The sequence below is a fragment of the Malikia sp. genome (assembly GCF_028687635.1).
GTDB lineage: Bacteria > Pseudomonadota > Gammaproteobacteria > Burkholderiales > Burkholderiaceae_C > Malikia.
In genome coordinates, this window is record NZ_JAQTZS010000011.1 from 1 (window position 1) to 22581 (window position 22581).

Here is a 22581-nt window from a genome sequence, read left to right on the forward strand (position 1 = left end):
GCCTCCTGGGGTCGGGCAACTCGGCGAAGTAGGTCTGGGGGTTGGCAAGCATGCCTTCAGTATCCACCCGGCCAGCTCAATAGCCCAGTCTCAGATCATTCCCGGGCTACATAGCGCAATCGCCCTGGCTCATATTCCATCACTTGAACAAGGTTATTGCGATCACCATTGGCGCCGACGCGCCATGGCGCATGAAGCCATCCCAGCCTGGGAAGCTACGGCCAAATGCGGTTGCCCAGACGATAGGCACCGATGCACAATGCGCCCAGCTGGTACAGGCGCTGGGCGAGATCCTGACCAGCTGAGAGCCGCATCCTGCCGCCCAGGCAGAGCGGCGGCGGCAGGCCAATTGCCATTGAGCAACCGAACAGGATCGAACCGGACCGCAATGGGCCTTTCCAGGAAAAGTCACCAGGAGATTCGCGATGAACAACATGACGATAGCCACCAGGCTGAGGCTGGCATTCGGGCTGATGGTGCTGATGACCGTCTTCATGGGCGCGATGAACCTGTACAAGACCCACACGATGCAGCAGACGCTCGACGTGGTGATCGAGCAGCGCATGGTCATCCAGGCCGGGCTTGGCCAGTACAACAACGAGGTCAACCTGCAGGCGCGCGCGCTGCGCAACATGGTGATATTCAAGGAAGCCAATGCGATTCAGGACGAGGTCCGACGCGTCCTGGCCTCGCGCAAGCAGATCACCGAGATCGGCGCCCAGCTCGACCAGCTGGTCACGAGCACGAAAGGCCGTGCCGCGCTCGCCGAGATCGTCGCGCGCCGCGACAGGTACGACTCCGAGATCGATGCCTTCCTGGCCCTTGTCGCCGATGGCAGGCGGGACGAGGCGATCGCCTTCCTGACCGGAAAGATCATACCGGTGCACATCACCTTCTTCGATGCGATCCAGGAAGAGATCAGGATCCAGGACGAAATGAAGGCCGAGTCGGTCGCGCAGGCCGAAGACGCCGTGCTGGCGATCAAGGTCAGCACCTGGATCATCGGTGGCCTGTCACTGCTGGCCTCGCTGCTGCTGGCGGTCTGGATCATCCGCGCGATCACGCGCCCGATCGGACAGGCCGTGGCGGTCGCGCGCGCGGTTTCGGCCGGCGACCTCAGCTATCCCATCGCGACCGGCGACCGCAGCGAAACCGGGCAGCTGCTGCAGGCGCTCGGCGAGATGCAGGCCGGTCTCGCTCAGGTCGTCAGCAAGGTGCGCTCGGGTTCCGAGGCGGTGGCGACGGCCAGCGCGCAGATCGCCCAGGGCAACCACGACCTGAGCGCGCGCACCGAGAAGGAAGCCAGCGCGCTGGAAGAAACCTCGGCCTCGATGGAACAGCTCAGCAGCACCGTGAGGCAGAACGCCGACAACGCGCGCCAGGCCAACCAGCTGGCACAGGACGCATCGAGTGTCGCCGCGCAGGGCGGTCGTGTCGTGTCGCAGGTGGTCGACACCATGCACGGCATCAGCGAGTCGAGCAAGAAGATCGCCGACATCATCACGGTGATCGACGGCATCGCGTTCCAGACCAACATCCTCGCGCTCAACGCGGCGGTCGAGGCCGCGCGCGCCGGCGAGCAGGGCCGTGGCTTTGCCGTCGTCGCCAGCGAGGTGCGCAGCCTGGCCCAGCGCAGCGCGGCGGCTGCCAGGGAGATCAAGCAGCTGATCACCGACAGCGTCGAGCGTGTCGATCAGGGCTCGGCGCTGGTCGATCGGGCCGGCGCGACGATGGACCATGTGGTCACGAGCATCGAGCGGGTGACCGCCATCGTGAGCGAGATCAGCGCGGCCAGCTCCGAGCAGAGCCAAGGTGTGTCCCAGATCGGCGAAGCCGTGATGCAGATGGACCATTCGACGCAGCAGAACGCCGCGATGGTCGAGCAGATGGCGGCGGCGGCTTCGAGCCTGAACCAGCAGGCACAAGGCCTGGTGCAGGCGGTCGCCGCGTTCAAGCTCAGGCCGGGCGAAACCGGCCAGGCCGTCGACCCCGCCGGGCTCGGCGGCCCGCTGCAGGTCAGAAGCGAGCACAAGCCGGCGCAGGCCGTGCCGGTCGAGCGCCGCAACGCCCCCGCCAAGGCCGCGCGCCATGAAGAGGACGACTGGGAGACTTTCTGATCAGAGCGTCTCGATCCGCGCCAGCGTGGCGGCCGCCTGCTCGCGCAAGGCCTGGCGCGCCTCGGGCGTCATCTTGTCCAGGTTCCTGTAGACCATGGCCAGCCGGTGGTTGCCGCGCAGGCGCTCGGCCTGGCGCTCGAAGAAGTCCCAGTAGAGCGCGTTGAAGGGACAGGCGCGCGCGCCGGTCCTGGCCTTCCTGTCGTAGCGGCAGCCCTTGCAGTGGTCGCCCATGCGGTCCAGGTAGGCGGCGCTTGACACATAGGGCTTGGTCGCGAGCTGACCACCGTCGGCGAACTGGCTCATGCCCAGGGTGTTGGGTGCCTCGACCCATTCGAAGGCGTCGATGTAGATGCCCAGGTACCAGCGATGCAGCGGCTGCGGGTCGAGCCCGGCCAGCAACGCGAAGTTGCCGATCACCATCAGGCGCTGGATATGGTGGGCGTAGGCTTGCTGCAGCGACTGGCCGATTGCAGCTGACAGACAAGCCATGCCGGTATCGCCGCTCCAGAACCAGCGCGGCAGCGGGCGCTGATGGCCCAGCGCGTTGGACTCGACATAGCCCGGCATGCGGGTCCAGTAGACGCCGCGCACATATTCGCGCCAGCCCAGGATCTGGCGGATAAAGCCCTCGGTCGCTGCCAGCGGCGCCCTGCCCTCGCGCCAGGCCTGCTCGGCGCGCTGCACCACCTCGCGCGGACCGATCATCTTGGTGTTGAGCGCGAACGACAGCAGCGAGTGGAACAGGCGCCAGCTTTTTCCTGAGAGCGCATCCTGGTAGTCGCCGAAATGCGGCAGGCCGGAATCGATAAAGTCGTCGAGCTGCTGCAGCGCTTCGGCGCGGTTGAGCGACCAGCGGAAATCAGCCGCCTGCGGCTGGCCCATGGTGACGACGCCAGCGGCCTGGATCTGGCGCCAGAGCGCGGAATGGTCATGGCGCGGCCGGCAGTCGGCCGGCTCGGGCGGATCGCCGGGCCAGGACTTGCGATTGTCGGCATCGAAGTTCCACTGGCCACCCTCCGGCTTGCCGTCGGGGTCGAGCAGCACGCCGTGACGGCGGCGCAGCATGCGGTAGCAATGCTCAAGCAGCCACTGCTTGCGGTCGGCGAACAGTTCGGCCACCTCGCCGCGCGCGGTGTAGAAATGCTCGCTGTCGACCGCGCGGCAGGCAATGGTCTGGCGCGCGGCCCATTCATTCAGCTGTGCGTCGAGCCGCCATTCGTCGGGCTGCTGCCACTCGAAGACGCTGGCGCCGTAATGGGCGATCAGCGCGTCGAGGTTGGCGCTCAGGCTCTGGCGGTTCGAGGCGTCATCGATCGCGACATGGCGCACGCGGTGGCCGGCGGCCTTGAGCTGGCGCGCGAAGTCGCGCATCGCGGCGAAGATCGCGATGACCTTCTGCGCGTGGTGCACGACGTAGTCGGTCTCCTGGCGCAGCTCCAGCAACAGGTAGACGACGTCGGGCCGGGACTCGCGATACCAGCCATGCTGCGGATTGAGCTGGTCGCCCAGGATCAGGCGCAGCGTGGGGCCGGGCTGCATCAGGCTGCCCCCCAGAGCCGGCGATAGGCGCCGTCGCGGTCGTGGTCCTGCGCCTGCTTGTGGGTGTTGAAGCGGCGGCCACCGCGCGGGTCGGTGCCACGCCCGGCGATGTAGAGCCAGTTGCCCTGGTTGCTGTGGACGTCGTAGTCGAGCAGTTGCGACTCGAACCAGGCGGCGCCGGCACGCCAGTCGCCGCCGAGGTCATGCACCAGGTAGCTGGCCACGTTCTGGCGCAGCCGGTTCGACAGATAGCCGGTGGAGATGAGCTCGCGCATGCCGGCGTCGACCAGCGCGTCGCCGGTGCGACCCTGGGTCCAGCGCTCGAAACCGCGGGCGTTGTGGGCCGGCAAGGGCCGCTCGGACAGGCCGCGCGCGCCGTAGAGCCGGCGGCCATGCTTGAACGCCATCCAGCGGAAATGGTCGCGCCAGAGCAGCTCGAACCAGAGCCAGTAGCTGCCGTCGTTGGCACCGCGCTCGGCCTCGAAGGCGCGGATCGCGGCCATGGCCGGGCGTGGCGACAGCGCGCCGGTCGCGAGCCAGGGCGAGAACTTGCTCGAATAGTCCAACCCGACCAGGCCGTTGCGGGTCTCCTTGTAGCTGTGTGGCAGGCCGCGCGCGCAATACTGGCGCAGATGGGCCAGCGCGGCGCGATCGCCACCGTGGCAGGCGGGGTCGGCATAGGGAAAGGAACTGCGCGGATCGGCGGCAACAGACACGGCTGCGGGCCGCGCCGCCCTGGCCGCGAGATCGGCCGGCAAGACCGGCAGCGGCGGCAGCGCATCGGGCTCGGGCAGCGGCGCTGCCTCGCGCGCACCGGCGCGCTCCAGTTGCTGGCGGAAGGTGGTGAAGGTGTCGGGCACGGCCTCGGGCGCGAAGGGCAGATCGGCCGGATCGATCAGGCTGGACTGCCAGACCGTCTCGACCCGCAGCCCGGCCGCGCGCAGCGCCTGCACGGCATCCTGTTCCTCGGGCGCGGCGATTTCCTCGCAGACCAGAAGGCTGGCGCCGAGCTGGCGCATCAGTTCGGGCAACCGCTCAGCGGGCAGGCCCGACAGCTCCAGCAGGTCGCTGCCCAACGCTCGCAGGCGCGGCTTCAATTGACATCCTCGCCGCCATCAATGGCGGTGATTCCTCCTGCGAGACGGCCATGCCCGGCCGCGTCGGCTTGCGCCGACTCATTCAGCAAAACGCCTACCTCTCGGACTCCCATGTGGGACGGCGAATTACCGGAAATTTCTGTGCTGGGCTCCGACTGCCTGATGGCAAAAAAAGAATTCGGAACCGTCGTGGCAACAGCAGAGATTTTAGCAGAGAGAGACTCGCTAGACCCCGCCGTGAACGACGGGGCTTGCGCTCGTGAACTGGTCATCAGCGGGCCTCCTGCGCCTTGGGGGCGCTGCGGCGGCAACGCTCGGAGCAATACTTGACCTGATCCCAGTCGCGCTCCCATTTCTTGCGCCAGGCAAAGGGCAGGCCACAGCAGGCACAGGTCTTGCTGGGCAGGTCGGTTTTCTTCTTCATCTTCATGGCCGGAGCATTTCAGCGTGCGGCCGGCACCGGCAGGGCCAGCTGGCGTTCGATCTCGCGCAGCAGGCCCTTGTTGTCGGGGCTGGTCATGCTCGAATAGGATGCGACCGGCTTGCCGCCGCGACCGATCAGGTATTTGTAGAAGTTCCAGCGCGGCTTCTGGCCGGTGGCATCGGCCAGCTGGCGGAAGAAGGGCGAAGCCTGGGCACCGGCGACCGAACTCTTGGCGAACATCGGAAACTTGACGCCGTAGGTGTTGGCGCAGAACTCGGCGATCTGCTGGTTATTGCCAGTCTCCTGCGCGAAGTCATTGGACGGAAAGCCCAGCACGACCAGGCCCTGGTCGCGGTAGCGCGCGTGAAGCTGCTCCAGGCCCTCGTACTGGCCGGTGAAGCCGCAGTAGCTGGCGGTGTTGACGACCAGCAGCACCTTGCCGCTGTACTGGCACAGCGACTGCGGCTTCTCGTCCTGCAGGCGTGGGAAGCTGTGCTGCAGCGTGGCCGGGCAGCTGGCCGGCTCGGCGGCCTGCGCGGGTGCGCCATGGAGGACAGCCGCCAAGGCCGCTGCGAACGGTAGACCCAGATGCATGGATTTCATGACGGCTTCTATTTGTCTTGGACAAATAGAAGTATGCTCCATTTAACCCGATCGCGCACGCCGTCCGCGATAAGCCCGAAATCCGAATCGCCTGCCCGGCCTCATCTCCCCGCGACCATGAACCAGACCGCCGCCCGTAGCCAAGCACACACCCTGTGGGACATCGCCGAGATCGAGCGCGACACCGGCCTGGGCAAGGACACCTTGCGGGTCTGGGAGCGCCGCTACGGCTTTCCGACGCCGCTGCGCGACACGCGCGGCGACCGGCTGTACGACCCGCCACAGCTCGAACGCCTGCTGCGCATCAAGCGCCTGCTCGACCTGGGCCATCGAGCGGGCAAGGTGGTGCCGCTGGCGCTGCCGGCACTGGAGCATCTGCTGCAGACCAGCTGCCAGGCGGCGGACCCGCCCGACGCGGCCGCGCTGGACGACTGGCTGGAGCGGCTCAAGCACGGCAAGCCGGCCGAACTGCGGGTGGCCTTGCAGCAGGAGCTGCGGCAACTGGGCCTGTCACGGGCGATCGAACAACTGCTGGCCCCGCTGGGCCAGCGCATCGGCCAGGCCTGGCTGGCCGGCCAGCTCTCGATCCACCAGGAGCATCTGTTCACCGAGACCCTGCAGTCCGTGCTGCACGAAGCCATCACCCGCCTCGATGACAGCCACCCCGAGCCCAGCCAGCCGCCACGCGTGCTGCTGACCACGCTGCCACAGGAGCAGCACCAGCTGGGGCTGCTGATGGCCGAATGCTATTTCGCGCTCGGCCGCTGCGAGCGCATAGCGCTCGGCCCCAGATTGCCAGCGAGCGAGATCCTGGCAGCGGTCGGGCATTTCCGGATCGACATCGTCGCGCTCAGCATCAGCCTGCATGCCTCGACACGCGAGATCGCGGAGCAACTGGCCCTGCTGCGCGAGCAGCTGCCGCCCGAGGTCGAACTCTGGATCGGCGGCGGCTGGGCCGGTATCGGCAGGCGCCACCGGCCCGGCGGCGTGCAGTGCGTCGTCAATGACGAGCAGGTCAGCGCCGGCCTGGCGCGCTGGCGCGCGGCCCATGGCTGATCACCCAGCAGGAAACCAGATGCAAGACAGCACAACCCCCCCCTTCGCCTCGATGCACAGCCTGCGCGAAGGCTATTCGGCCCTGGTGCTGGGCACCAGCGGCGCCATCGGCCAGGCCTTCGTGACCCGGCTGCGGTCCGATCCGCGCTGTGCCGGCGTGACCGCGCTGTCGCGCGGCAGTCAGCCCGCGTTCGACCTGATGGACCCGGCCAGCATCGAGCGCCTGGCGCCGGCGCTGGCCGAGCAAGGCCCGTTCCAGCTGGTGCTGGATGCCACCGGCGCGCTGACCCTGAACGGACGCGGCCCGGAAAAACGGCTGGACGACCTGAACGCCCAGGCGCTGCTCGACGCCATGAGCGTCAACGCGATCGGCCCGGCGCTGCTGCTCCAGCAGCTACTGCCCCGGCTCGCCAGCGGCGAGCGCGTGATCTGGGCCAAGCTGTCGGCCCGGGTCGGCAGCATCGAGGACAACCGCAAGGGCGGCTGGTACGGCTACCGCGCGTCCAAGGCCGCGCTCAACATGCTGCTGCAGACCGCCGCGATCGAGATCACGCGCCGGCGCCCGCTGGCCGTGGTCGCGGCGCTGCAGCCCGGCACGGTACGCTCGGGCCTGAGCCGGCCCTTCGTCGGCGAACAGGCGCTGGACCCGCTCGATTCGGCCGGCCGGCTGCTGCGCGTGCTCGATGGGCTCGAACCTGACGGGCGGGCCCGGTTCGTCGACCACGCCGGGCAAGCCATTCCCTGGTGAAAACCGCTCAATCGTGCGTGTTCTTGTAGACGGCGACCGCACTGCCCAGGCGCTCGGCCCGGGCCATCAATCCCTGGGCCGCCTCCACGCTGTCTTGCACCATGGTGGCGTTCTCCTGCGTCACCCGATCGAGCTGGACCACCGCCACGCTGACCTGCGACACGCCATTGGCCTGCTCGTTGCTGGCGGTGGTGATTTCGCTGATCAGCCGGCTGACGCGCTGGACCTCGCGCACGACGCCCTGCATGGTCTCGCCGGCCTGCTGGACCAGGGTGGAACCACCCTTCACCTGCGCGACGCTTTCCCCGATCAGGGACTTGATCTCGCGCGCCGCGCCGGCGCTGCGCTGCGCCAGGCTGCGCACTTCGCTGGCCACGACCGCGAAGCCGCGCCCCTGCTCACCGGCCCGGGCGGCCTCCACGGCCGCGTTGAGCGCGAGGATATTGGTCTGGAAGGCGATGCCGTCGATCATGCCGATGATGTCGGCTATCTTCTGCGAACTGGTGGTGATGCGCTGCATCACATCGACCACCTGGCCCATCACCTCGCCACCGCGAACGGCGGCCTGGCTGGCGCCTTGAGCCAGCTGGGTGGCTTGGCGCGCGCTGTCGGCATTCTGCGTCACGGTGGAGGTCAGTTCCTCCATCGAAGCCGAAGCCTGTTCGAGCCCGGACGCCGACTGCTCGGTACGCGCGGCCAGGTCGCCGCCGGCCCGCTCGATCCGCTGACCGACACCCTGGAGGCCATCGACCTGGGCATCGACATCGTCCACCAGCGAACGCAGGTTCAGCCCGGCCTGGTTCACCGACCGCATGATCATGCCGATGTCGTCGACCCGGTTGAGGTGCTGGGTCCGGCCCGGGTTGCCCGCCGCCACGGACTGGGCATGCTGGGCCACCTTGACCAGGGGGCGGCTGATCTGCGCTTGCAGCCAGACATCGCCCAAGCCGGTCAGCAGCAGCGTGACCGCCGCGGCGACCGCCAGCGGACCCGCACCGAGCCCGAGCAAAGCCAGCAGCGCCAGATTGCCCAAGGCCAGGCATGCCAGCACCAGATGGATGCGCGCCGCCACCGAGATCAGCTGGAACAGGGAAAGAAAAGACCAGATCCCCGTGCGCACGAGCAAGCCCCGGTGAAACCGGCGCGATCCGGCGCGGCCCGCGCGGAAATCGCCATACAGCCGCTCGGCGGCGGCGACTTCCTCGCGCCGGGGCTTGGTGCGCACCGAGATATAGCCCGCGACCTGCCCGCCACGCACCATCGGAGCCGCGTTCGCGCGCACCCAGTAGTGGCCGCCGTTCTTGCGCTGGTTCTTGACCAACGCGGTCCAGGACATGCCGGCCTTCATGGTCGACCACATGTCGGCAAAGGCCTCGGCCGGCATGTCCGGATGTCGGACCAGCTTGTGCGGCTGCCCGTGGAGCTCTTCGTACTCGAAGCCGCTGATCCGCACGAAAGCTTCGTTCGCGTAGGTGATGTAACTCTGCGTGTCGGTGACCGACATCAGCGTCAAACCTTGATCGTAATCAAGTTCCCCCTGGTTGGCTGACCTGTTGACGCTCATGTTTTCGTGTATAAAGTTCATTTTGGCGTCAGTTTATTTTGCCCATGCTCAGTTCAGCATTGCCCAAACAGGTGTGGCCATTGCTGCAGACAAATGTTTCCATGTGCCCCCTTCCAGCCATGCCTGAATCGATGAGCGCCGAAATCCAGAGCGCCGGCTTGTCCTGGCTGCGCGGGCGGCGCCTGCTGATCGCGGAGGACGAGGAGATCCAGCGCGAACTGCTGGCGAACTACCTGCGCCGGCAGGGCTGTCATGTCTACCTCGCCAGCGATGGGGCGGACGCGGTCGCGCAGGCGCAGCGCCTGCAGCCCGAGCTGGTGTTGATGGACGTGAACATGCCGGTCTGCGACGGGCTGACCGCCTGCCGCATCCTGAAAACGGGCAGCCGGACCAGGGCGATCGACATCATGTTCCTGACCGGAGACACGGCGCCCGACGACCGCGTCCAGGGACTGCTGGCGGGCGCGGCGGACTACATCCTCAAGCCGTTCAACTTCGAGGAAGTGGGCTTGCGCCTGGCGCTACACCTGCAAAAGAAACCCAAGCCGGGACCGGAGCCCGTCGGGGACAAGCAGACCCAGCCCCCGTTCACCTTGGACAGCCTCGTCTTCGAGGCCGCGCGCTCGCATCTGCTCGCCCGCCTGGGCCGCACGCCCAAGCTGGAGCAGGTGGCGCGCACGGCGGGCACCAATGTCAGCCGACTCAACCACGCGTTCAAGCATTGCGCCGGGCGGCGATCGCGGCGAAGGCCTCGGTCAGCGCGGCATGCAGTCGCCAGCGCAAGACGTCCAGCTGGTCCGGCGAAGGGGCGACGCCATCCGCCTCGCGCGCCACGGCGACGACTTGCTCCAGCCCCAGATAGCTGGCCGTGCTCTTGAGCTGGTGCGCCAGATCCTGGAGGCCGTTCCGATCCGCGAGCGGCGACTGCAATTCGGCGGCGCTCGACTGGTAACGCTCAAGGAAACGGCCGAGGTAATGCCGGTAGGCCTCCTCGCCGGCGCAAACCGCCAGGCCATGGGCCGGATTCATGACGACTCCCGCCGGCTCGACGAGCGGCGCGGATGCCGCCGCTGCGGTCGCGGCGGAGTGCGGGACACCCTGCCGAAGATTGAGCTGCTGCTGGATCGAGGCCACGACATCGTCGACCCGAAACGGCTTGATAAAGAAGTCATTCATGCCCGCCGCCAGCGCGGCGTCGCGCGCTTGAAGCTGCGAGTCGGCGCTCATGGCCAGCACGGGGAGTCGCGACCAGACAGGCGACTCGCGCAGGCGACTCACGGCGACCAGACCGCCCATCACCGGCATGTTCAGGTCCATCAGCACGACATCGACCGCGGCGGGATGAAGCTCCAGCCAGTCGAGCGCGGCACGCCCATGCTCGACCTGGTGCACCCGCGCCCCCTCGGCCGCCAGCAGACGCGCGAACAGCTCGCGCCCGACGGGCTCGTCTTCCACCAGCAGGACTCGCACCTCCGCGAGCGGCTCGGCATCGGTGCGCTGGGGCAGCGGCGCGGCGGGATGCGGTTCGGGCACGGCCAGCGCCGGGCTGGCCTGGCGGGCAAAAGACAAGGTGAACCAGAACCGGCTACCCATGCCGGGCACGCTGTCGCAGCCGATCTCGCCGCCCATGAGCTCGACCAGTTCGCGACAGATGGCCAGCCCCAGACCGGCGCCACCGAACTGCCGGCCGATCGATGAGTCGGACTGGACGAAGGGCTGGAACAATTGCTGCTGCAACACCGGATCGATGCCGCTGCCTGTGTCCTGCACCACGAAGCGCAGCCTGACCTGCCGCGGCGATTGTTCGAGCAGCTCGACGCTCAGCGCGACCTGACCGCTGGCCGTGAACTTGAGCGCATTGCCAATCAGGTTACCCAATATCTGACCGAGCCGGTAGCGATCGCCGATCAGCGCGCGCCAACCCGCCGCCGGCGGCGTGATGCGGAATTCCAGTCCCCTTTGCTCGGACTTGACGGAAAAGATCGATTCCAGCAGGTCGAACATCTCCCCCAGGTCGAAGGCGAGACGCTCGGGCTCGAGTCGCCTCGCTTCGAGCCGGGAAAAATCGAGCGACCGGTCGAGCAAGCCCTGCAGGACCTGGGCGACATCACGCATCTGCCTGACCAGATCGGCGGCCGCCGCCGGGATGTCCTGCCTGACCAGCGTCTCGGCCAGCAAGAGCATCGCATGGACAGGCGTGCGGATCTCGTGGTTCATGAAGGCCTGGTAGCGCTGGCGCTGGTCGAACTGGCGCTGTTCGGCTTGACGCGCGACGTCGCGCAGTTCGGCCTGGTGCCGGTATTGCTCCGCCTGGACGCGGGCCGTGGCGTCGACGTTGATGCCGGCAAAACGGATCGGCCGGCCCGCCTCGTCATGGAAAGGCCTGCCATAGGCATCGAGCCAGCGCGTCGCGCCGGAGGGCAGGATGACGCGGTAGCTGGTCACGAAAGGCTGGCGCTGCTGGATCGAGTGCGCGATCAACTGGCTGGCGCCCTGCACATCATCCGGATGCAGGACCGCGCGCCAATGCTCCAGGCTGGGGCGCACCGTGGCATCGAAGCCAAAAAGTGGCCAGATCTCCGGCGACCAGTGCAGCACACCGCTGACCAGATCCCAGTCCCAGGCGGCGACACCGGCGGCCTGCCCCGCGACCGAAAGCAGTTCGTCGAGCGGGACCGCCGGCGGGGAGCGCGTCCCGTCGCAGGCATCGAAATCGAGATTCGTCTGCATCGACGGGATGATTGGGATGGTTGAGGGCAACCCGGTCAGGGCGCGAGCCGCAGCTCGGCCGCGCGCGCGTGCGCCTGCAGGCCCTCGCCGTGCGCGAGCACCGAGGCGATGCGGCCCAGCGTCTGCGCGCCGACCTGGCTGACCTCGATCAGGCTGCTGCGCTTCTGGAAATCGTAGACGCCCAGCGGGGAACTGAAGCGCGCGGTGCCGCTGGTCGGCAGCACATGGTTGGGACCGGCGCAGTAGTCGCCCAGGCTCTCGCTGGTGTAGGCGCCCAGGAAGATGGCGCCCGCGTGCCTGAGCAGCGGCTCCCAGCGCATCGGCTCGCTCGACGACACTTCCAGGTGCTCGGGCGCGATCCGGTTGCTGATGGCGCAGGCCTCCTCCATGCTGCGCGTCAGGATCAGCGCGCCGCGCCCGTTCAGGCTCTTGGCGATGATCTCGGCGCGCGGCATCTCGGGCAGCATCCGGTCGATCGAGGCCTGCACCGCCTCGATGTAGGCGGCGTCCGGGCACAGCAGGATGCTCTGCGCCAACTCATCGTGCTCGGCCTGGCTGAACAGGTCCATCGCGACCCAGTCAGGCGGCGTGCTGCCGTCGGCCAGCACCAGGATCTCGCTCGGGCCGGCGATCATGTCGATGCCGACGGTACCGAACACATGCTTCTTGGCGCTGGCGACATAGGCGTTACCGGGGCCGGTGATCTTGTCGACCTTCGACACGGTCGCGGTGCCGTAGGCCAGCGCGGCCACGGCCTGTGCGCCGCCGACCGTGAAGGCGCGCGTGACGCCGGCCACATAGGCAGCAGCCAGCACCAGCGCATTGCGCTCGCCCCTGGGCGTCGGCACCACCATGATGATCTCGCCGACACCTGCCACATGGGCGGGAATCGCGTTCATCAGCACGCTCGACGGATAGGCCGCCTTGCCACCCGGCACATAGATGCCGACCCGGTCCAGCGGCGTGACCTTCTGGCCCAGCAGCGTGCCGTCCTCGTCACGGTAGCTCCAGCTCTCGCCGCTGGCCCGCTTCTGTGCCTCGTGGTAGCGGCGCACGCGCGCGGCGGCCGCCTGCAGCGCCTCGCGCTGGAGCTCGGGCAGGCCGTCGAAGGCCGACTTGAGCTCGGTCTGAGTCAGTTCGAGCCCGGCCATGGCCTCGACCTGCAGGCCGTCGAAGCGCTGGGTGTACTCGATCACCGCCACATCGCCACGGGCGCGCACATCGGCCAGGATCTCGGCCACGCGCTGCTCGATGGCGGCATCGGTGTCGGCCGACCAGTGCAGGCGCTGCTGGAAGCGGGCCTCGAAATCGACGTCGGTGGTGCGCAGGACGAGCGGGGTGGCTTTCATCTTTTCACAGTTCCAGGTTTCAGGCGGTGGCCCGCGCGAAGGCGTCGAGGATGGGACGCAGCAGCTCGCGCTTGACCTTGAGCGCGGTCGGGTTGACCACCAGCCGCGAGGAAATGTCCATGATCGGCTCGACCTCGACCAGGTGGTTGGCCTTGAGCGTGTTGCCGGTCGAGACCAGGTCGACGATGGCGTCGGCCATGCCGGTCAGCGGCGCCAGCTCCATGCTGCCGTAGAGCTTGATCAGGTCGACGTGCACGCCCTTGCTGGCGAAGAACTCGCGCGCGATCGCCACGTACTTGGTCGCGACCTTCAGGCGCGCGCCCTGGCGCACGGCGCTGGCGTAATCGAAGTCGGCGCGCACCGCGACGCTCATGCGGCATTTGGCGATCTTGAGGTCCAGCGGCTGGTAGAGGCCGACGCTGCCGGCACCGCCCCACTCGGCCTCGTGCTCGATCAGCGTGTCCTTGCCGCAGACGCCCAGGTCGGCGCCGCCGTACTGGACATAGGTCGGCACGTCGCTGGCGCGCACCAGCACCACCTGCACATCGGGGCGGTTGGTCGGCAAGATCAGCTTGCGCGACTTCTCGGGGTCTTCCAGCACCTCGATGCCGGCGGCACGCAGCAGCGGCAGGGTTTCCTCGAAGATGCGGCCCTTGGACAGGGCCAGGGTCAGTTTGACCTGGCTCATTGGATTCTTTCGATGTCGGCGCCCAGGGCGCGCAGTTTGACTTCCATCTGGTCGTAGCCGCGATCCAGGTGGTAGATGCGGTCGACCACGGTCTCGCCCTCGGCCACCAGGCCGGCGATCACCAGGCTGGCGGAAGCACGCAGGTCGGTCGCCATCACGGTCGCGCCCGACAGGCGGCCGGACTCGCCCAGGCCCTCGACCAGCGCGACCCGACCGTCGGTATGGATGCGCGCACCCAGGCGCTGCAGCTCCTGCACATGCATGAAGCGGTTCTCGAAGATGGTCTCGGTCACGCTGCAGCTGCCCTGCGCCACGGCATTGAGCGCCATGAACTGGGCCTGCATGTCGGTCGGGAAGCCCGGGTGCTCGGTGGTGCGGAAGGTCTGTGCCTTCAGCGCGGCGGCGCCAGCGGAGGCCACGCGCAGGCCGCCACCCTCGACGGCCTTGACCGTGACGCCCGCGTCGCGCAGCTTGTCGATCACCGCGTCGAGGTGCTCGCCGCGCGCGTGCCGCAGCAGCGCCTCGCCGCCGGTCGCGGCGACCGCGCACAGGAAGGTGCCGGCCTCGATCCGGTCGGCCACCACCGCGTGGTCGCAACCGTCGAGTTTTTCGACGCCTTGGATCCGGATCCGGCTGCTGCCGTGACCCTCGATCCTGGCGCCCATCTTGATCAGCATCTCGGCCAGATCGGTGATCTCGGGCTCCTGCGCCGCGTTCTCGAGGATGGTCTCGCCCTCGGCCAGCGTCGCGGCCATCAGGAAGTTCTCGGTCCCGGTGACCGTCACCATGTCGGTCGTGATGCGGGCGCCCTTCAGGCGCGTGCGGCCCTCGGGCAGGCTGGCCACCATGTAGCCATGCTCGACCACGATCTCGGCGCCCATGGCCTGCAGGCCCTTGATATGCTGGTCGACCGGACGCGAGCCGATCGCGCAGCCGCCCGGCAGCGAGACCTTGGCGCGGCCAAAGCGCGCCAGCAGCGGCCCCAGCACCAGCACCGAGGCGCGCATGGTCTTGACCAGCTCGTAGGGCGCCTCCGGCTCGATCGGGTCGGCCGCCTGCAGCGTGAAACCGCCGCGCTCGCCGTGGGACTGGGTCTGCACGCCCATGTGTTCGAGCAGCTGGCGCATGGTCGCGACATCGCGCAGGCGCGGCACGTTGCGCAGCATCACGGGCTGGGCGGTCAGCAAGGCGGCGCAAAGCTCGGGCAGCGCCGCGTTCTTGGCGCCCGAGACGCTCACTTCGCCGTTCAGGCGGCGGCCGCCGCGGATCAGGAGTTTGTCCATGCCGTTCAGCCCTGGGCCGCGGCCCACTCGGCCGGGGTGTAGGCCTTGATCGACAGCGCATGCACCTCGTCGTTGTGGATGCGCGCGCCCAGCGTCGCGTAGACCTGCTGGTGACGCGCGATCGCGCGCTTGCCCTCGAAGGCGCTGGAGACCACGACGGCGGCCCAGTGGCGGCCGTCGCCCGAGACCTCGAGGTGATCGCAGGCCAGGCCGGCGGCGATGATGGATTGCAGTTCGTCGGAAGTCATGTCAGTGTCGGATCTTGTAGCCGGTCTTGAGCAGGTGCAGGGCCAGGCCCGCGACCAGGGCGAACGCCCCTCCCACCACGCCCAGGCTGAACCAGGGCGAGACGTCGCCCTGGCCGAAGAAGCCGTGGCGGAAACCGTCGATCATGTAGAAGAAGGGGTTGAAGTGGCTGAGCTGCTGCCAGAAGGGCGGCAGCGAGTGGATGGAGTAGAACACGCCGCTCAGGAAGGTCATCGGCACGATGACGAAGTTCTGGAAGGCGGCCATCTGGTCGAACTTCTCGGCCCACAGGCCGGCGACCACGCCCAGCGCCCCCAGCAGGCCCGAGCCCAGCAGGGCGAAGGCCAGGATCCAGCCCGGCGCGGCGAACCGCAGATCGGCCGCCCAGAAGGTGCACAGCAGCACGCCGGCGCCGACCACCAGGCCGCGCACCATCGACGAGCCGACATAGGCCACGAACCAGGCCCGGTGCGACAGCGGCGTCAGCAGCAGGAACACCAGGTTGCCCATGATCTTGCTCTGGATCAGGCTGGACGAGCTGTTGGCGAAGGCGTTCTGCAGCACGCTCATCATGATCAGGCCCGGCAGCAGGAAGGCGGTGTAGCCCACGCCGTCGTAGACCTGGACCCGGTTTTCGAGCACATGGCCGAAGATCAGCAGATACAGGATGGCCGTCATGACCGGCGCCGCCACGGTCTGGAAGCCGACCTTCCAGAAGCGCAGCACTTCCTTGTAGAACAGGGTGGTCCAGCCGCTCATGCTCGTGTCTCCTGGTGGCCGGACATGAGGTCGAGGAACACATCCTCGAGATCAGCCTTGCGGATTTCGATGTCCTCGATCGCGATGCCCTGCTCGCGCAGCTGGGCCAGCAGGCGCTCGACCGCCGTCGCGTCCTGCGCCGGCAGGCGCACCACGCGGCCGGTCACGCGCGCCTGCGCGGCGAGCGCGGGCGGCAGCGGCTGGTCGGTCTTGAAGCAGAGCTGGGTCGCCACCGCCGTCTTGAGCAGCTCCGAGGTCTTGTCCAGCGCCACCACCTGGCCGAGCTTGAGCATCGCGATGCGGTGGCACAGGGCCTCGGCTTCCTCCAGGTAGTGCGTCGTCAGCAGCACGGTGCTGCCCTGCTTGTTGAGCCTGGAGACGAAGGCCCACAGCGTCTGGCGCAGCTCGACGTCGACGCCGGCGGTCGGCTCGTCGAGCACGATCACCGGCGGCTTGTGCACCAGCGCCTGCGCCACCAGCACGCGCCGCTTCATGCCGCCCGAGAGCTGGCGCATGTTGGCGCTGGCCTTGTCGGCCAGGCCGAGGCCGTCGAGCAGCTCGTCGATCCAGTCGTCGTTGCGCTTGATGCCGAAATAGCCCGACTGGAAGCGCAGCGCCTCGCGCACGTTGAAGAAGGGGTCGAACACCAGCTCCTGCGGCACCACGCCGAGCTGGCGCCTGGCCTGGGCATAATCGGACTGGACATCGGCCCCCTGCACCAGCACGCGCCCGCCGCTGGCGCGCGACAGGCCGGCCAGGATGCTGATCAGCGTGGTCTTGCCCGCGCCGTTGGGACCGAGCAGGCCGAAGAACTCGCCCGGCTCGATGTCGAAGCTGACGCCCTTGAGGGCCTGCAGCTCGCCGCGGGCGGTGGCAAAGGATTTGGAAACGTTCTGGAATGAGACGGCAGACATGTACCCGGGATTTTAGCCGGGCAGCAGCTCGCCGACCCCGTAGAGCACGGCCAGCTCGCGCAGGCGCTGGGGCAAGGCGCGCAGGCGCAGCTCGACACCGCGCTCGCGGGCCACGCGCACCAGCGCCAGCAGCAACGCGACGGCGGAGGAATCGAAGTCCTGTAGCGCGGCGGCGTCGAGCTCAGCGGGCTCGCCAGCGGCGCCCCGGCGCAGCGCCGCCTCGCAGGCGGCCAGACAGGACGGCGACTCGGCGTGCGTCAGGCGCGCGGGCAAGGCGGGCAGGCTGACCACGGCCTCAGCCCTTGCCGCCAGCCAGCGCAGCCGGCGGCTTCTCGGCCGCGTTGCTGCGGTTGCGCTGCGCCAGCGAAGCGATCAGGCCGTCGATGCCCTTGGCATTGATCTCCTGCGAGAACTGGCCACGGTAGGTCTCGACCAGCCAGATGCCCAGCACGTTGAGGTCGTAGACCTTCCAGCCGGCATCGGTCTTCTCGACCCGGTAGTCGAGCTGCACCGGGTCCTTGCCCGGAGTGCGCAACTCGGAGCGCACGATGACCTCGGTGTCGCCGGGGTTGGCGCGCAGCGGCTTGACGACCAGGGTCTGGTCCTTGACCTGGCTCAGCGCGCCCGAGTAGGTCCGCACCAGCAGGGTCTTGAACTCGTCCTGCAGCTTCTGCTTCTGCTCAAGGCTAGCCTGGCGCCAGAAACGGCCCACCGCCGAGGCGGTCATGCGCCTGAAATTCACATGCGGCATGAGCCGGGAGTCGACCAGCGCGATCACCCGGCCCGTGTCGCCGTTACGCAATGCCGCGTCCGACTTGACCGCCTCGATCAGTTCGGCGGCGACGCGCTGGATCAGGACCTCGGGGCCCTCGCTGGCCTGCGCCGCCGTGGTGCCGGCCAGACTGACCAGGGAGAAGGCGGCCACCCAGCCCAGGGCCGCGCGGCGGTCGATGACAATACTCATGTTCGTTTTCCTGGTTACCCATGCTTGCAAGGGTTTCATTCGAGGTCGTAGCGTTCCTCGGGCGATGTCACGCCAATCTGGCTATGGCGGCGCTGCAGATAGGAGTCGCGCACGAAGCTGTAGGGGTCGAGCGCGGCGTCCTGCAGCATCTCGCCGGCGCGCAACAGGCCGGCGCGCTTGTCGACGATGCGCAGCGCCTGCATCTCGTTGCGGGACGGGATATGTCCGACCGAAGCCAGCGCATCGCCCTGCCCATCCACCGGCAAGGCGGCCGTGTCGCGCAGCGTCGACGGCCCGAGCAGCGGCAGCATCAGGTAAGGGCCGTCGGGCACGCCCCAGCGGCCCAGCGTCAGGCCGAAGTCCAGCGTGGTGCGCTCCAGCCCCATCTCGGAGGCGATGTCGAGCACACCGGCCAGGCCGAGCGTGCTGTTGACGGCAAAGCGCATTCCGTTCTCGGCCGCCTCGCGCGGGCGCGCCTGCAGCAGGGCGTTGAGCGCCGACCAGGCATCGCGCAGGTTGCCGAAGAAGTTGTTGACGCCAGCACGCACAGGGCCGGGAGCGATATCGACATAGGCACTGGCCACGGGCTTGAGCAGCGCGCGGTCCACGTTTTCGTTGAAGCGCAGGATGCTGCGGTTCATGGGCTCCAGCGGATCGCGCGGATCCGCATTGGGGCCGCTCGCGCAGCCCGCCAGCGCGAGCAGGACGGCCAGCCCCGCGCCCAGCAGTAGCCTGGAGATGCGATCACGATGCTTCATTGACTCTCCTTGTCCGCTGCCACGGCTCACTGGGCGCCCGCCGGCGCGCTGCCCGCGTCGGCGGACTTGCTGTAGAGGAACTGCCCGATCAGGTTCTCCAGCACCACGGCCGACTGGGTCTGACTGATCACGTCGCCCTGGGCCAGGTTCTTCTCGTCGCCGCCCGGCTCGATGCCGACATACTGCTCGCCCAGCAGGCCGCTGGTCAAGACCTTGAGCGAACTGTCCTTCGGGAAGGCGTAGCGCGACTCGAGCGCCAGCACCACGTCGGCCTGGTAGCGCTTGTCGTCGAAGCTGATCGACTCGATGCGACCGACCACCACGCCGGCGCTCTTGACCGCCGCCTTCGGCTTCAGGCCGCCAGCGTTGTCGAACTTGGCGGTGACGCGATAGGTCTTCTCGAAGCTCAGGTTGAGCAGGTTGGCCGACTGCAGGGCCAGGAACAGGATGGCGGCCGCGCCGATCAGCACGAACAGGCCTACCCAGACATCGACTTTGGAGCGTTGCAATTGGCTCTCCCTTGAATCAAACAGCAAACATCATGGCGGTCAGGATGAAATCCAGACCGAGGACGGTGAGCGAGGCCATCACCACGGTGCGAGTGGTCGCGCGCGAGACGCCCTCGGGCGTCGGGCTGGCCTCGAAACCCTGCTGCAGCGCGATGAAGGTCACCGCGATGCCGAACACCAGGCTCTTGATCAGGCTGTTGCCGACGTCGGCCCAGACATCGACCCCGCCCTGGATCTGGCTCCAGAACGAGCCGCCATCGACACCGATCATCAGCACGCCAACGACCCAGCCGCCGATGATGCCCATGGCGCTGAACACCGCGCCCAGCAGCGGCATCGTGATGACGCCGGCCCAGAAGCGCGGCGCCAGCACGCGGTCGATCGGGTCGACCGCCATCATCTCCATCACGCTGATCTGCTCGCCAGCCTTCATCAGGCCGATCTCGGCCGTCAGCGAGGTGCCGGCGCGGCCCGCGAACAGCAGCGCGGTCACCACCGGCCCGAGCTCGCGGATCAGGCTCAGCGTGACCATCAGGCCCAGCGCGTCGGTGGAGCCGAACTTCTCCAGGATGTTGTAGCCCTGCAGCGCGAAGACGAAGCCGACGAACAGGCCCGACACCCCGATGATCGCGAGCGAATAATTGCCCAGGAAGTGGATCTGGTCGCGGATAAGGCCAAAGCGGCGCCAGCTGCCGAAGGTGCCCAGCAGCAGGCGAAAGAACAGCCGCGCGCCATGACCGAGGTCGGCCAGCCAGCCGCGCACCGCAAGGCCGATATCGGCCGGCGACAGGCGCTTCATGCCGACCTCCCGGCGGCCAGGCCGAAATCCTCCTCGACCGAGGGGCCGGGGTAATGGAAACGCACCGGCCCTTCGGGCGACGCGGTCACGTATTGCTGGATCAAGGGATTCTCGCTTTCGCGGATTTGCTGCGGCGTGCCCTGCTGCGCCACCTTGCCGTTGGCCAGCACGATCACATGGTCGCAGACCGCGAAGGTCGCGTCGAGCTCGTGCGAGACCATCAGGCTGGTCAGGCCCAGCGTGTCGTTGAGCTGGCGGATCAGCCGCGCGGCGGTGCCAAGCGAGATCGGGTCCAGGCCCGAGAAGGGTTCGTCGTACATGACCAGCTCGGGGTCGAGCGCGATCGCGCGCGCCAGCGCCACGCGCCGCGCCATGCCGCCCGACAGCTCGCTCGGCATCAGGTGCCGCGCGCCGCGCAGGCCGACCGCCTGCAGCTTCATCAGCACGATGTCGCGGATCATCGACTCGGGCAGGCCGCTGTGCTCGCGCAGCGGAAAAGCCACGTTGTCGTAGACGTCCTGGTCGGTGAACAGGGCGCCGAACTGGTACAGCATGCCCATGCGGCGGCGCATGGCGTAGAGGCCGTCACGGTCGAGCTTTCCGACATCCTGACCGTCAAACAGCACCTGGCCCTGGGTCGCCTTGTTCTGGCCGCCGATCAGGCGCAGCAGCGTGGTCTTGCCGCCGCCCGAGGCGCCAATCAGCACCGTGACCTTGCCGCGCGGCACATGCAGGTTGATGCCTTCGAGCACGACGCGGCCATCCCCATACCCGAAGGTGAGGTCGCGGATTTCAACCAGGTGCGGTGTGGACATGGGAGGGGGAAGGCTTGAAAATGACGAAGGCCGGTCTGGCCGGCCTTCACATGATAAGGGATACAGGAAAACCCTAGATCGGATCAGACCATACCCCCCTGCGTATCAACGCGGCAGCTGGGTCGAGCCCATCAGGAACTCGTCGACCGCGCGCGCGGCCTGACGGCCTTCGCGGATCGCCCACACCACCAACGACTGGCCGCGACGGATGTCGCCGGCGGCGAAGACCTTGGGCACGCTGGTCGCGTAGCCACCGACCAGCGACTCGCTGGCCTTGGCGTTGCCGCGCGCGTCCTTCTCGACGCCGAAGCCGTCGAGGATGGTCGCCACCGGATGGACGAAGCCCATCGCCAGCAGCACCAGGTCGGCCTGGTATTCCTTCTCGGTGCCGGGGATCTCGACCAGCTTGCCGTCCTTCAGCTCGACCTGGACGGTCTTGAGGCTGGTGACCTTGCCGTTCTTGCCGATGAATTCCTTGGTCGAGACCGCGAACTCGCGCTTGAGGATGCCCTTCTCGGCGCTCTCGTCGTGGCTGGAGCTGGTGCGCAGCTTGAGCGGCCAGTAAGGCCAGACCAGCGGCTTGTTCTCCTGCTCGGGCGGCATCGGCATCACTTCGAACTGGGTCACGCTGGCGGCACCGTGACGGGTCGAGGTGCCCACGCAGTCGCTGCCGGTGTCGCCACCGCCGATCACGATCACATGCTTGCCGTCGGCGCGCAGCTGGCCCTTGAACTTGCCGTCGGCGTTGACCTTGTTCTGCTGCGGCAGGAACTCCATCGCGAAATGGACGCCGTCGAGCTCGCGGCCCGGCACCGGCAGGTCGCGCGACTGCTCGGAGCCGCCGGTCAGCAGCACGGCGTCGAAGTCCTGCTTGAGCTGCTCGGGGCTGATGCTTTCCTTGGCCCAGTTGGTGACCTTGGAGCCCTCGGGCAGCTGGCCGATCAGCACGCCGGTGCGGACCTTGACGCCTTCGGCTTCGAGCTGTGTCATGCGACGGTCGATGTGCGACTTGTCGAACTTGAAGTCGGGGATGCCGTAGCGCAGCAGGCCGCCGACGCGGTCGTTCTTCTCGAACAGGGTCACGTCGTGACCGGCGCGCGCCAGCTGCTGGGCAGCGGCCAGGCCAGCCGGACCAGCGCCGACGACGGCGACCTTCTTGCCGGTCCGGACCTTGGCCAGCTGGGGCTTGACCCAGCCGTTTTCCCAGGCCTTGTCGATGATCGCGTGCTCGATCGACTTGATGCCGACCGGGTTGCCGTTGACGTTGATCACGCAAGCCGCCTCGCAGGGCGCCGGGCAGATGCGGCCGGTGAACTCGGGGAAGTTGTTGGTGCTGTGCAGCACCGCGCTCGCGTTCTGCCAGTCCTGGTGGTAGACCAGGTCGTTGAAGTCCGGAATGATGTTGTTGACCGGGCAGCCGTTGTTGCAGAACGGGGTGCCGCAATCCATGCAGCGCGCGCCCTGGATCTTGGCCTGCTCGTCGCTCAGGCCGATCACGAATTCCTTGTAGTGCTTGACGCGCTCGGCGACGGGCTTGTAGCCCTCTTCGATGCGCTCATATTCCATGAAGCCGGTGACTTTTCCCATTTGCTTTCCTTTGCGGGGCAGGACTCGCGCCC

The 22581-nt window shown here is 67.8% G+C and carries 23 protein-coding genes and 1 pseudogene; 4 read left to right on the forward strand and 20 right to left on the reverse strand.

The genetic code is table 11. The features are described from left to right. Positions 1-425: 425 nt before the first annotated feature. Positions 426-2117: a methyl-accepting chemotaxis protein gene (locus PHR85_RS08470; protein ID WP_300052986.1), complete on the forward strand. Its 1692-nt coding sequence runs from the start codon at positions 426-428 to the stop codon at positions 2115-2117. On the opposite strand, the gene PHR85_RS08475 is transcribed toward PHR85_RS08470, so the two are convergent. The 5 genes from PHR85_RS08475 to PHR85_RS08495 are packed head-to-tail and all read right to left on the reverse strand — an operon-like array spanning position 2118 to position 5780. After that, positions 2118-3656 (reverse strand): cryptochrome/photolyase family protein, encoded by a 1539-nt coding sequence (locus PHR85_RS08475; protein WP_300052989.1) that lies wholly within the window; start codon positions 3654-3656, stop codon positions 2118-2120. It lies immediately after the preceding gene. After that, positions 3656-4753: a DASH family cryptochrome gene (locus PHR85_RS08480; RefSeq protein WP_300052992.1), complete on the reverse strand. Its 1098-nt coding sequence runs from the start codon at positions 4751-4753 to the stop codon at positions 3656-3658. Before PHR85_RS08480 ends, PHR85_RS08475 begins: the two co-directional genes overlap by 1 nt. After that, a complete protein-coding gene (locus PHR85_RS08485; RefSeq protein ID WP_300052995.1) occupies positions 4750-5025 on the reverse strand; it encodes a hypothetical protein in 276 nt (91 codons plus the stop codon). Before PHR85_RS08485 ends, PHR85_RS08480 begins: the two co-directional genes overlap by 4 nt. After that, positions 5025-5183 carry a DUF2256 domain-containing protein gene (locus PHR85_RS08490; protein WP_300052997.1) on the reverse strand — a complete coding sequence of 53 codons (159 nt, stop codon included), beginning with the start codon at positions 5181-5183 and terminating at the stop codon, positions 5025-5027. Before PHR85_RS08490 ends, PHR85_RS08485 begins: the two co-directional genes overlap by 1 nt. 12 nt (positions 5184-5195) lie before the next feature. After that, positions 5196-5780, reverse strand: a complete 585-nt coding sequence (locus tag PHR85_RS08495; RefSeq protein ID WP_300053000.1) for a glutathione peroxidase — start codon at positions 5778-5780, stop codon at positions 5196-5198. A gap of 117 nt (positions 5781-5897) precedes the next feature. Between PHR85_RS08495 and PHR85_RS08500 the strand changes: the two genes are divergently transcribed. Both PHR85_RS08500 and PHR85_RS08505 read left to right on the forward strand, forming a co-directional pair. Next, positions 5898-6836 (forward strand): MerR family transcriptional regulator, encoded by a 939-nt coding sequence (locus PHR85_RS08500; protein ID WP_300053003.1) that lies wholly within the window; start codon positions 5898-5900, stop codon positions 6834-6836. A gap of 19 nt (positions 6837-6855) precedes the next feature. Next, entirely contained in the window at positions 6856-7584 is a 729-nt protein-coding gene (locus tag PHR85_RS08505; protein WP_300053006.1) for an SDR family NAD(P)-dependent oxidoreductase, read from the forward strand. Positions 7585-7591: 7 nt separating this feature from the next. On the opposite strand, the gene PHR85_RS08510 is transcribed toward PHR85_RS08505, so the two are convergent. Continuing rightward, positions 7592-9088: a PAS domain-containing methyl-accepting chemotaxis protein gene (locus PHR85_RS08510; protein WP_300053009.1), complete on the reverse strand. Its 1497-nt coding sequence runs from the start codon at positions 9086-9088 to the stop codon at positions 7592-7594. A 191-nt stretch (positions 9089-9279) separates the two neighbouring features. Here PHR85_RS08510 and PHR85_RS08515 point away from each other — a divergent pair. Next, positions 9280-9642 (forward strand): annotated as a pseudogene (locus tag PHR85_RS08515) (response regulator); the annotation flags it as partial. A 220-nt stretch (positions 9643-9862) separates the two neighbouring features. Here the strand turns inward: PHR85_RS08515 and PHR85_RS08520 are convergent. The 14 genes from PHR85_RS08520 to PHR85_RS08585 form a co-directional block, all read right to left on the reverse strand. Next, positions 9863-11878, reverse strand: a complete 2016-nt coding sequence (locus PHR85_RS08520; RefSeq protein WP_300053012.1) for a PAS domain-containing hybrid sensor histidine kinase/response regulator — start codon at positions 11876-11878, stop codon at positions 9863-9865. Positions 11879-11913: 35 nt separating this feature from the next. Continuing rightward, entirely contained in the window at positions 11914-13227 is a 1314-nt protein-coding gene (gene hisD, locus PHR85_RS08525; RefSeq protein WP_300053015.1) for a histidinol dehydrogenase, read from the reverse strand. Between the two features lie 19 nt (positions 13228-13246). Continuing rightward, positions 13247-13915: an ATP phosphoribosyltransferase gene (gene hisG, locus PHR85_RS08530; protein ID WP_300053018.1), complete on the reverse strand. Its 669-nt coding sequence runs from the start codon at positions 13913-13915 to the stop codon at positions 13247-13249. Further along, complete coding sequence (gene murA, locus PHR85_RS08535; protein WP_300053021.1) at positions 13912-15198, reverse strand: UDP-N-acetylglucosamine 1-carboxyvinyltransferase; 1287 nt, start codon at positions 15196-15198, stop codon at positions 13912-13914. Before murA ends, hisG begins: the two co-directional genes overlap by 4 nt. Before the next feature lie 5 nt (positions 15199-15203). Then, the gene (locus PHR85_RS08540; RefSeq protein WP_300053023.1) at positions 15204-15446 is read right to left on the reverse strand and encodes a BolA family protein; all 243 of its coding nucleotides are present in this window, start codon (positions 15444-15446) and stop codon (positions 15204-15206) included. A gap of 1 nt (position 15447) precedes the next feature. After that, the gene (locus PHR85_RS08545; RefSeq protein WP_300053025.1) at positions 15448-16203 is read right to left on the reverse strand and encodes an ABC transporter permease; all 756 of its coding nucleotides are present in this window, start codon (positions 16201-16203) and stop codon (positions 15448-15450) included. Further along, positions 16200-17117: an ABC transporter ATP-binding protein gene (locus PHR85_RS08550; protein WP_300053028.1), complete on the reverse strand. Its 918-nt coding sequence runs from the start codon at positions 17115-17117 to the stop codon at positions 16200-16202. Before PHR85_RS08550 ends, PHR85_RS08545 begins: the two co-directional genes overlap by 4 nt. Positions 17118-17129: 12 nt before the next feature. Continuing rightward, complete coding sequence (locus PHR85_RS08555) at positions 17130-17408, reverse strand: STAS domain-containing protein (RefSeq protein ID WP_300053031.1); 279 nt, start codon at positions 17406-17408, stop codon at positions 17130-17132. A gap of 4 nt (positions 17409-17412) precedes the next feature. After that, complete coding sequence (locus PHR85_RS08560; RefSeq protein WP_300053033.1) at positions 17413-18081, reverse strand: phospholipid-binding protein MlaC; 669 nt, start codon at positions 18079-18081, stop codon at positions 17413-17415. 35 nt (positions 18082-18116) lie between these two features. Next, a complete protein-coding gene (locus PHR85_RS08565) occupies positions 18117-18839 on the reverse strand; it encodes a VacJ family lipoprotein (protein ID WP_300053035.1) in 723 nt (240 codons plus the stop codon). A 26-nt stretch (positions 18840-18865) separates the two neighbouring features. Next, complete coding sequence (gene mlaD / locus PHR85_RS08570) at positions 18866-19348, reverse strand: outer membrane lipid asymmetry maintenance protein MlaD (RefSeq protein ID WP_300053038.1); 483 nt, start codon at positions 19346-19348, stop codon at positions 18866-18868. 16 nt (positions 19349-19364) lie between these two features. Beyond that, a complete protein-coding gene (mlaE, locus tag PHR85_RS08575; protein WP_300053041.1) occupies positions 19365-20147 on the reverse strand; it encodes a lipid asymmetry maintenance ABC transporter permease subunit MlaE in 783 nt (260 codons plus the stop codon). After that, positions 20144-20962: an ABC transporter ATP-binding protein gene (locus PHR85_RS08580; protein ID WP_300053044.1), complete on the reverse strand. Its 819-nt coding sequence runs from the start codon at positions 20960-20962 to the stop codon at positions 20144-20146. The genes mlaE and PHR85_RS08580 overlap by 4 nt, the downstream gene beginning before the upstream one ends. Positions 20963-21067: 105 nt before the next feature. Next, complete coding sequence (locus PHR85_RS08585; protein WP_300053046.1) at positions 21068-22549, reverse strand: glutamate synthase subunit beta; 1482 nt, start codon at positions 22547-22549, stop codon at positions 21068-21070. Between the last annotated feature and the right edge of the window lie 32 nt (positions 22550-22581).

What these genes read in the sequence shown, in the direction of transcription:
- PHR85_RS08470 (WP_300052986.1), top strand. Translation starts at nt 426, where the DNA reads ATGAACAACATGACGATAGCCACCAGGCTGAGGCTGGCATTCGGGCTG.
- PHR85_RS08475 (WP_300052989.1), bottom strand. Translation starts at nt 3,656, where the DNA reads ATGCAGCCCGGCCCCACGCTGCGCCTGATCCTGGGCGACCAGCTCAAT.
- PHR85_RS08485 (WP_300052995.1), bottom strand. Translation starts at nt 5,025, where the DNA reads ATGACCAGTTCACGAGCGCAAGCCCCGTCGTTCACGGCGGGGTCTAGC.
- PHR85_RS08490 (WP_300052997.1), bottom strand. Translation starts at nt 5,183, where the DNA reads ATGAAGATGAAGAAGAAAACCGACCTGCCCAGCAAGACCTGTGCCTGC.
- PHR85_RS08495 (WP_300053000.1), bottom strand. Translation starts at nt 5,780, where the DNA reads ATGAAATCCATGCATCTGGGTCTACCGTTCGCAGCGGCCTTGGCGGCT.
- PHR85_RS08500 (WP_300053003.1), top strand. Translation starts at nt 5,898, where the DNA reads ATGAACCAGACCGCCGCCCGTAGCCAAGCACACACCCTGTGGGACATC.
- PHR85_RS08505 (WP_300053006.1), top strand. Translation starts at nt 6,856, where the DNA reads ATGCAAGACAGCACAACCCCCCCCTTCGCCTCGATGCACAGCCTGCGC.
- PHR85_RS08510 (WP_300053009.1), bottom strand. Translation starts at nt 9,088, where the DNA reads ATGTCGGTCACCGACACGCAGAGTTACATCACCTACGCGAACGAAGCT.
- PHR85_RS08520 (WP_300053012.1), bottom strand. Translation starts at nt 11,878, where the DNA reads ATGCAGACGAATCTCGATTTCGATGCCTGCGACGGGACGCGCTCCCCG.
- hisD (WP_300053015.1), bottom strand. Translation starts at nt 13,227, where the DNA reads ATGAAAGCCACCCCGCTCGTCCTGCGCACCACCGACGTCGATTTCGAG.
- hisG (WP_300053018.1), bottom strand. Translation starts at nt 13,915, where the DNA reads ATGAGCCAGGTCAAACTGACCCTGGCCCTGTCCAAGGGCCGCATCTTC.
- murA (WP_300053021.1), bottom strand. Translation starts at nt 15,198, where the DNA reads ATGGACAAACTCCTGATCCGCGGCGGCCGCCGCCTGAACGGCGAAGTG.
- PHR85_RS08540 (WP_300053023.1), bottom strand. Translation starts at nt 15,446, where the DNA reads ATGACTTCCGACGAACTGCAATCCATCATCGCCGCCGGCCTGGCCTGC.
- PHR85_RS08545 (WP_300053025.1), bottom strand. Translation starts at nt 16,203, where the DNA reads ATGAGCGGCTGGACCACCCTGTTCTACAAGGAAGTGCTGCGCTTCTGG.
- PHR85_RS08550 (WP_300053028.1), bottom strand. Translation starts at nt 17,117, where the DNA reads ATGTCTGCCGTCTCATTCCAGAACGTTTCCAAATCCTTTGCCACCGCC.
- PHR85_RS08560 (WP_300053033.1), bottom strand. Translation starts at nt 18,081, where the DNA reads ATGAGTATTGTCATCGACCGCCGCGCGGCCCTGGGCTGGGTGGCCGCC.
- PHR85_RS08565 (WP_300053035.1), bottom strand. Translation starts at nt 18,839, where the DNA reads ATGAAGCATCGTGATCGCATCTCCAGGCTACTGCTGGGCGCGGGGCTG.
- mlaE (WP_300053041.1), bottom strand. Translation starts at nt 20,147, where the DNA reads ATGAAGCGCCTGTCGCCGGCCGATATCGGCCTTGCGGTGCGCGGCTGG.
- PHR85_RS08580 (WP_300053044.1), bottom strand. Translation starts at nt 20,962, where the DNA reads ATGTCCACACCGCACCTGGTTGAAATCCGCGACCTCACCTTCGGGTAT.
- PHR85_RS08585 (WP_300053046.1), bottom strand. Translation starts at nt 22,549, where the DNA reads ATGGGAAAAGTCACCGGCTTCATGGAATATGAGCGCATCGAAGAGGGC.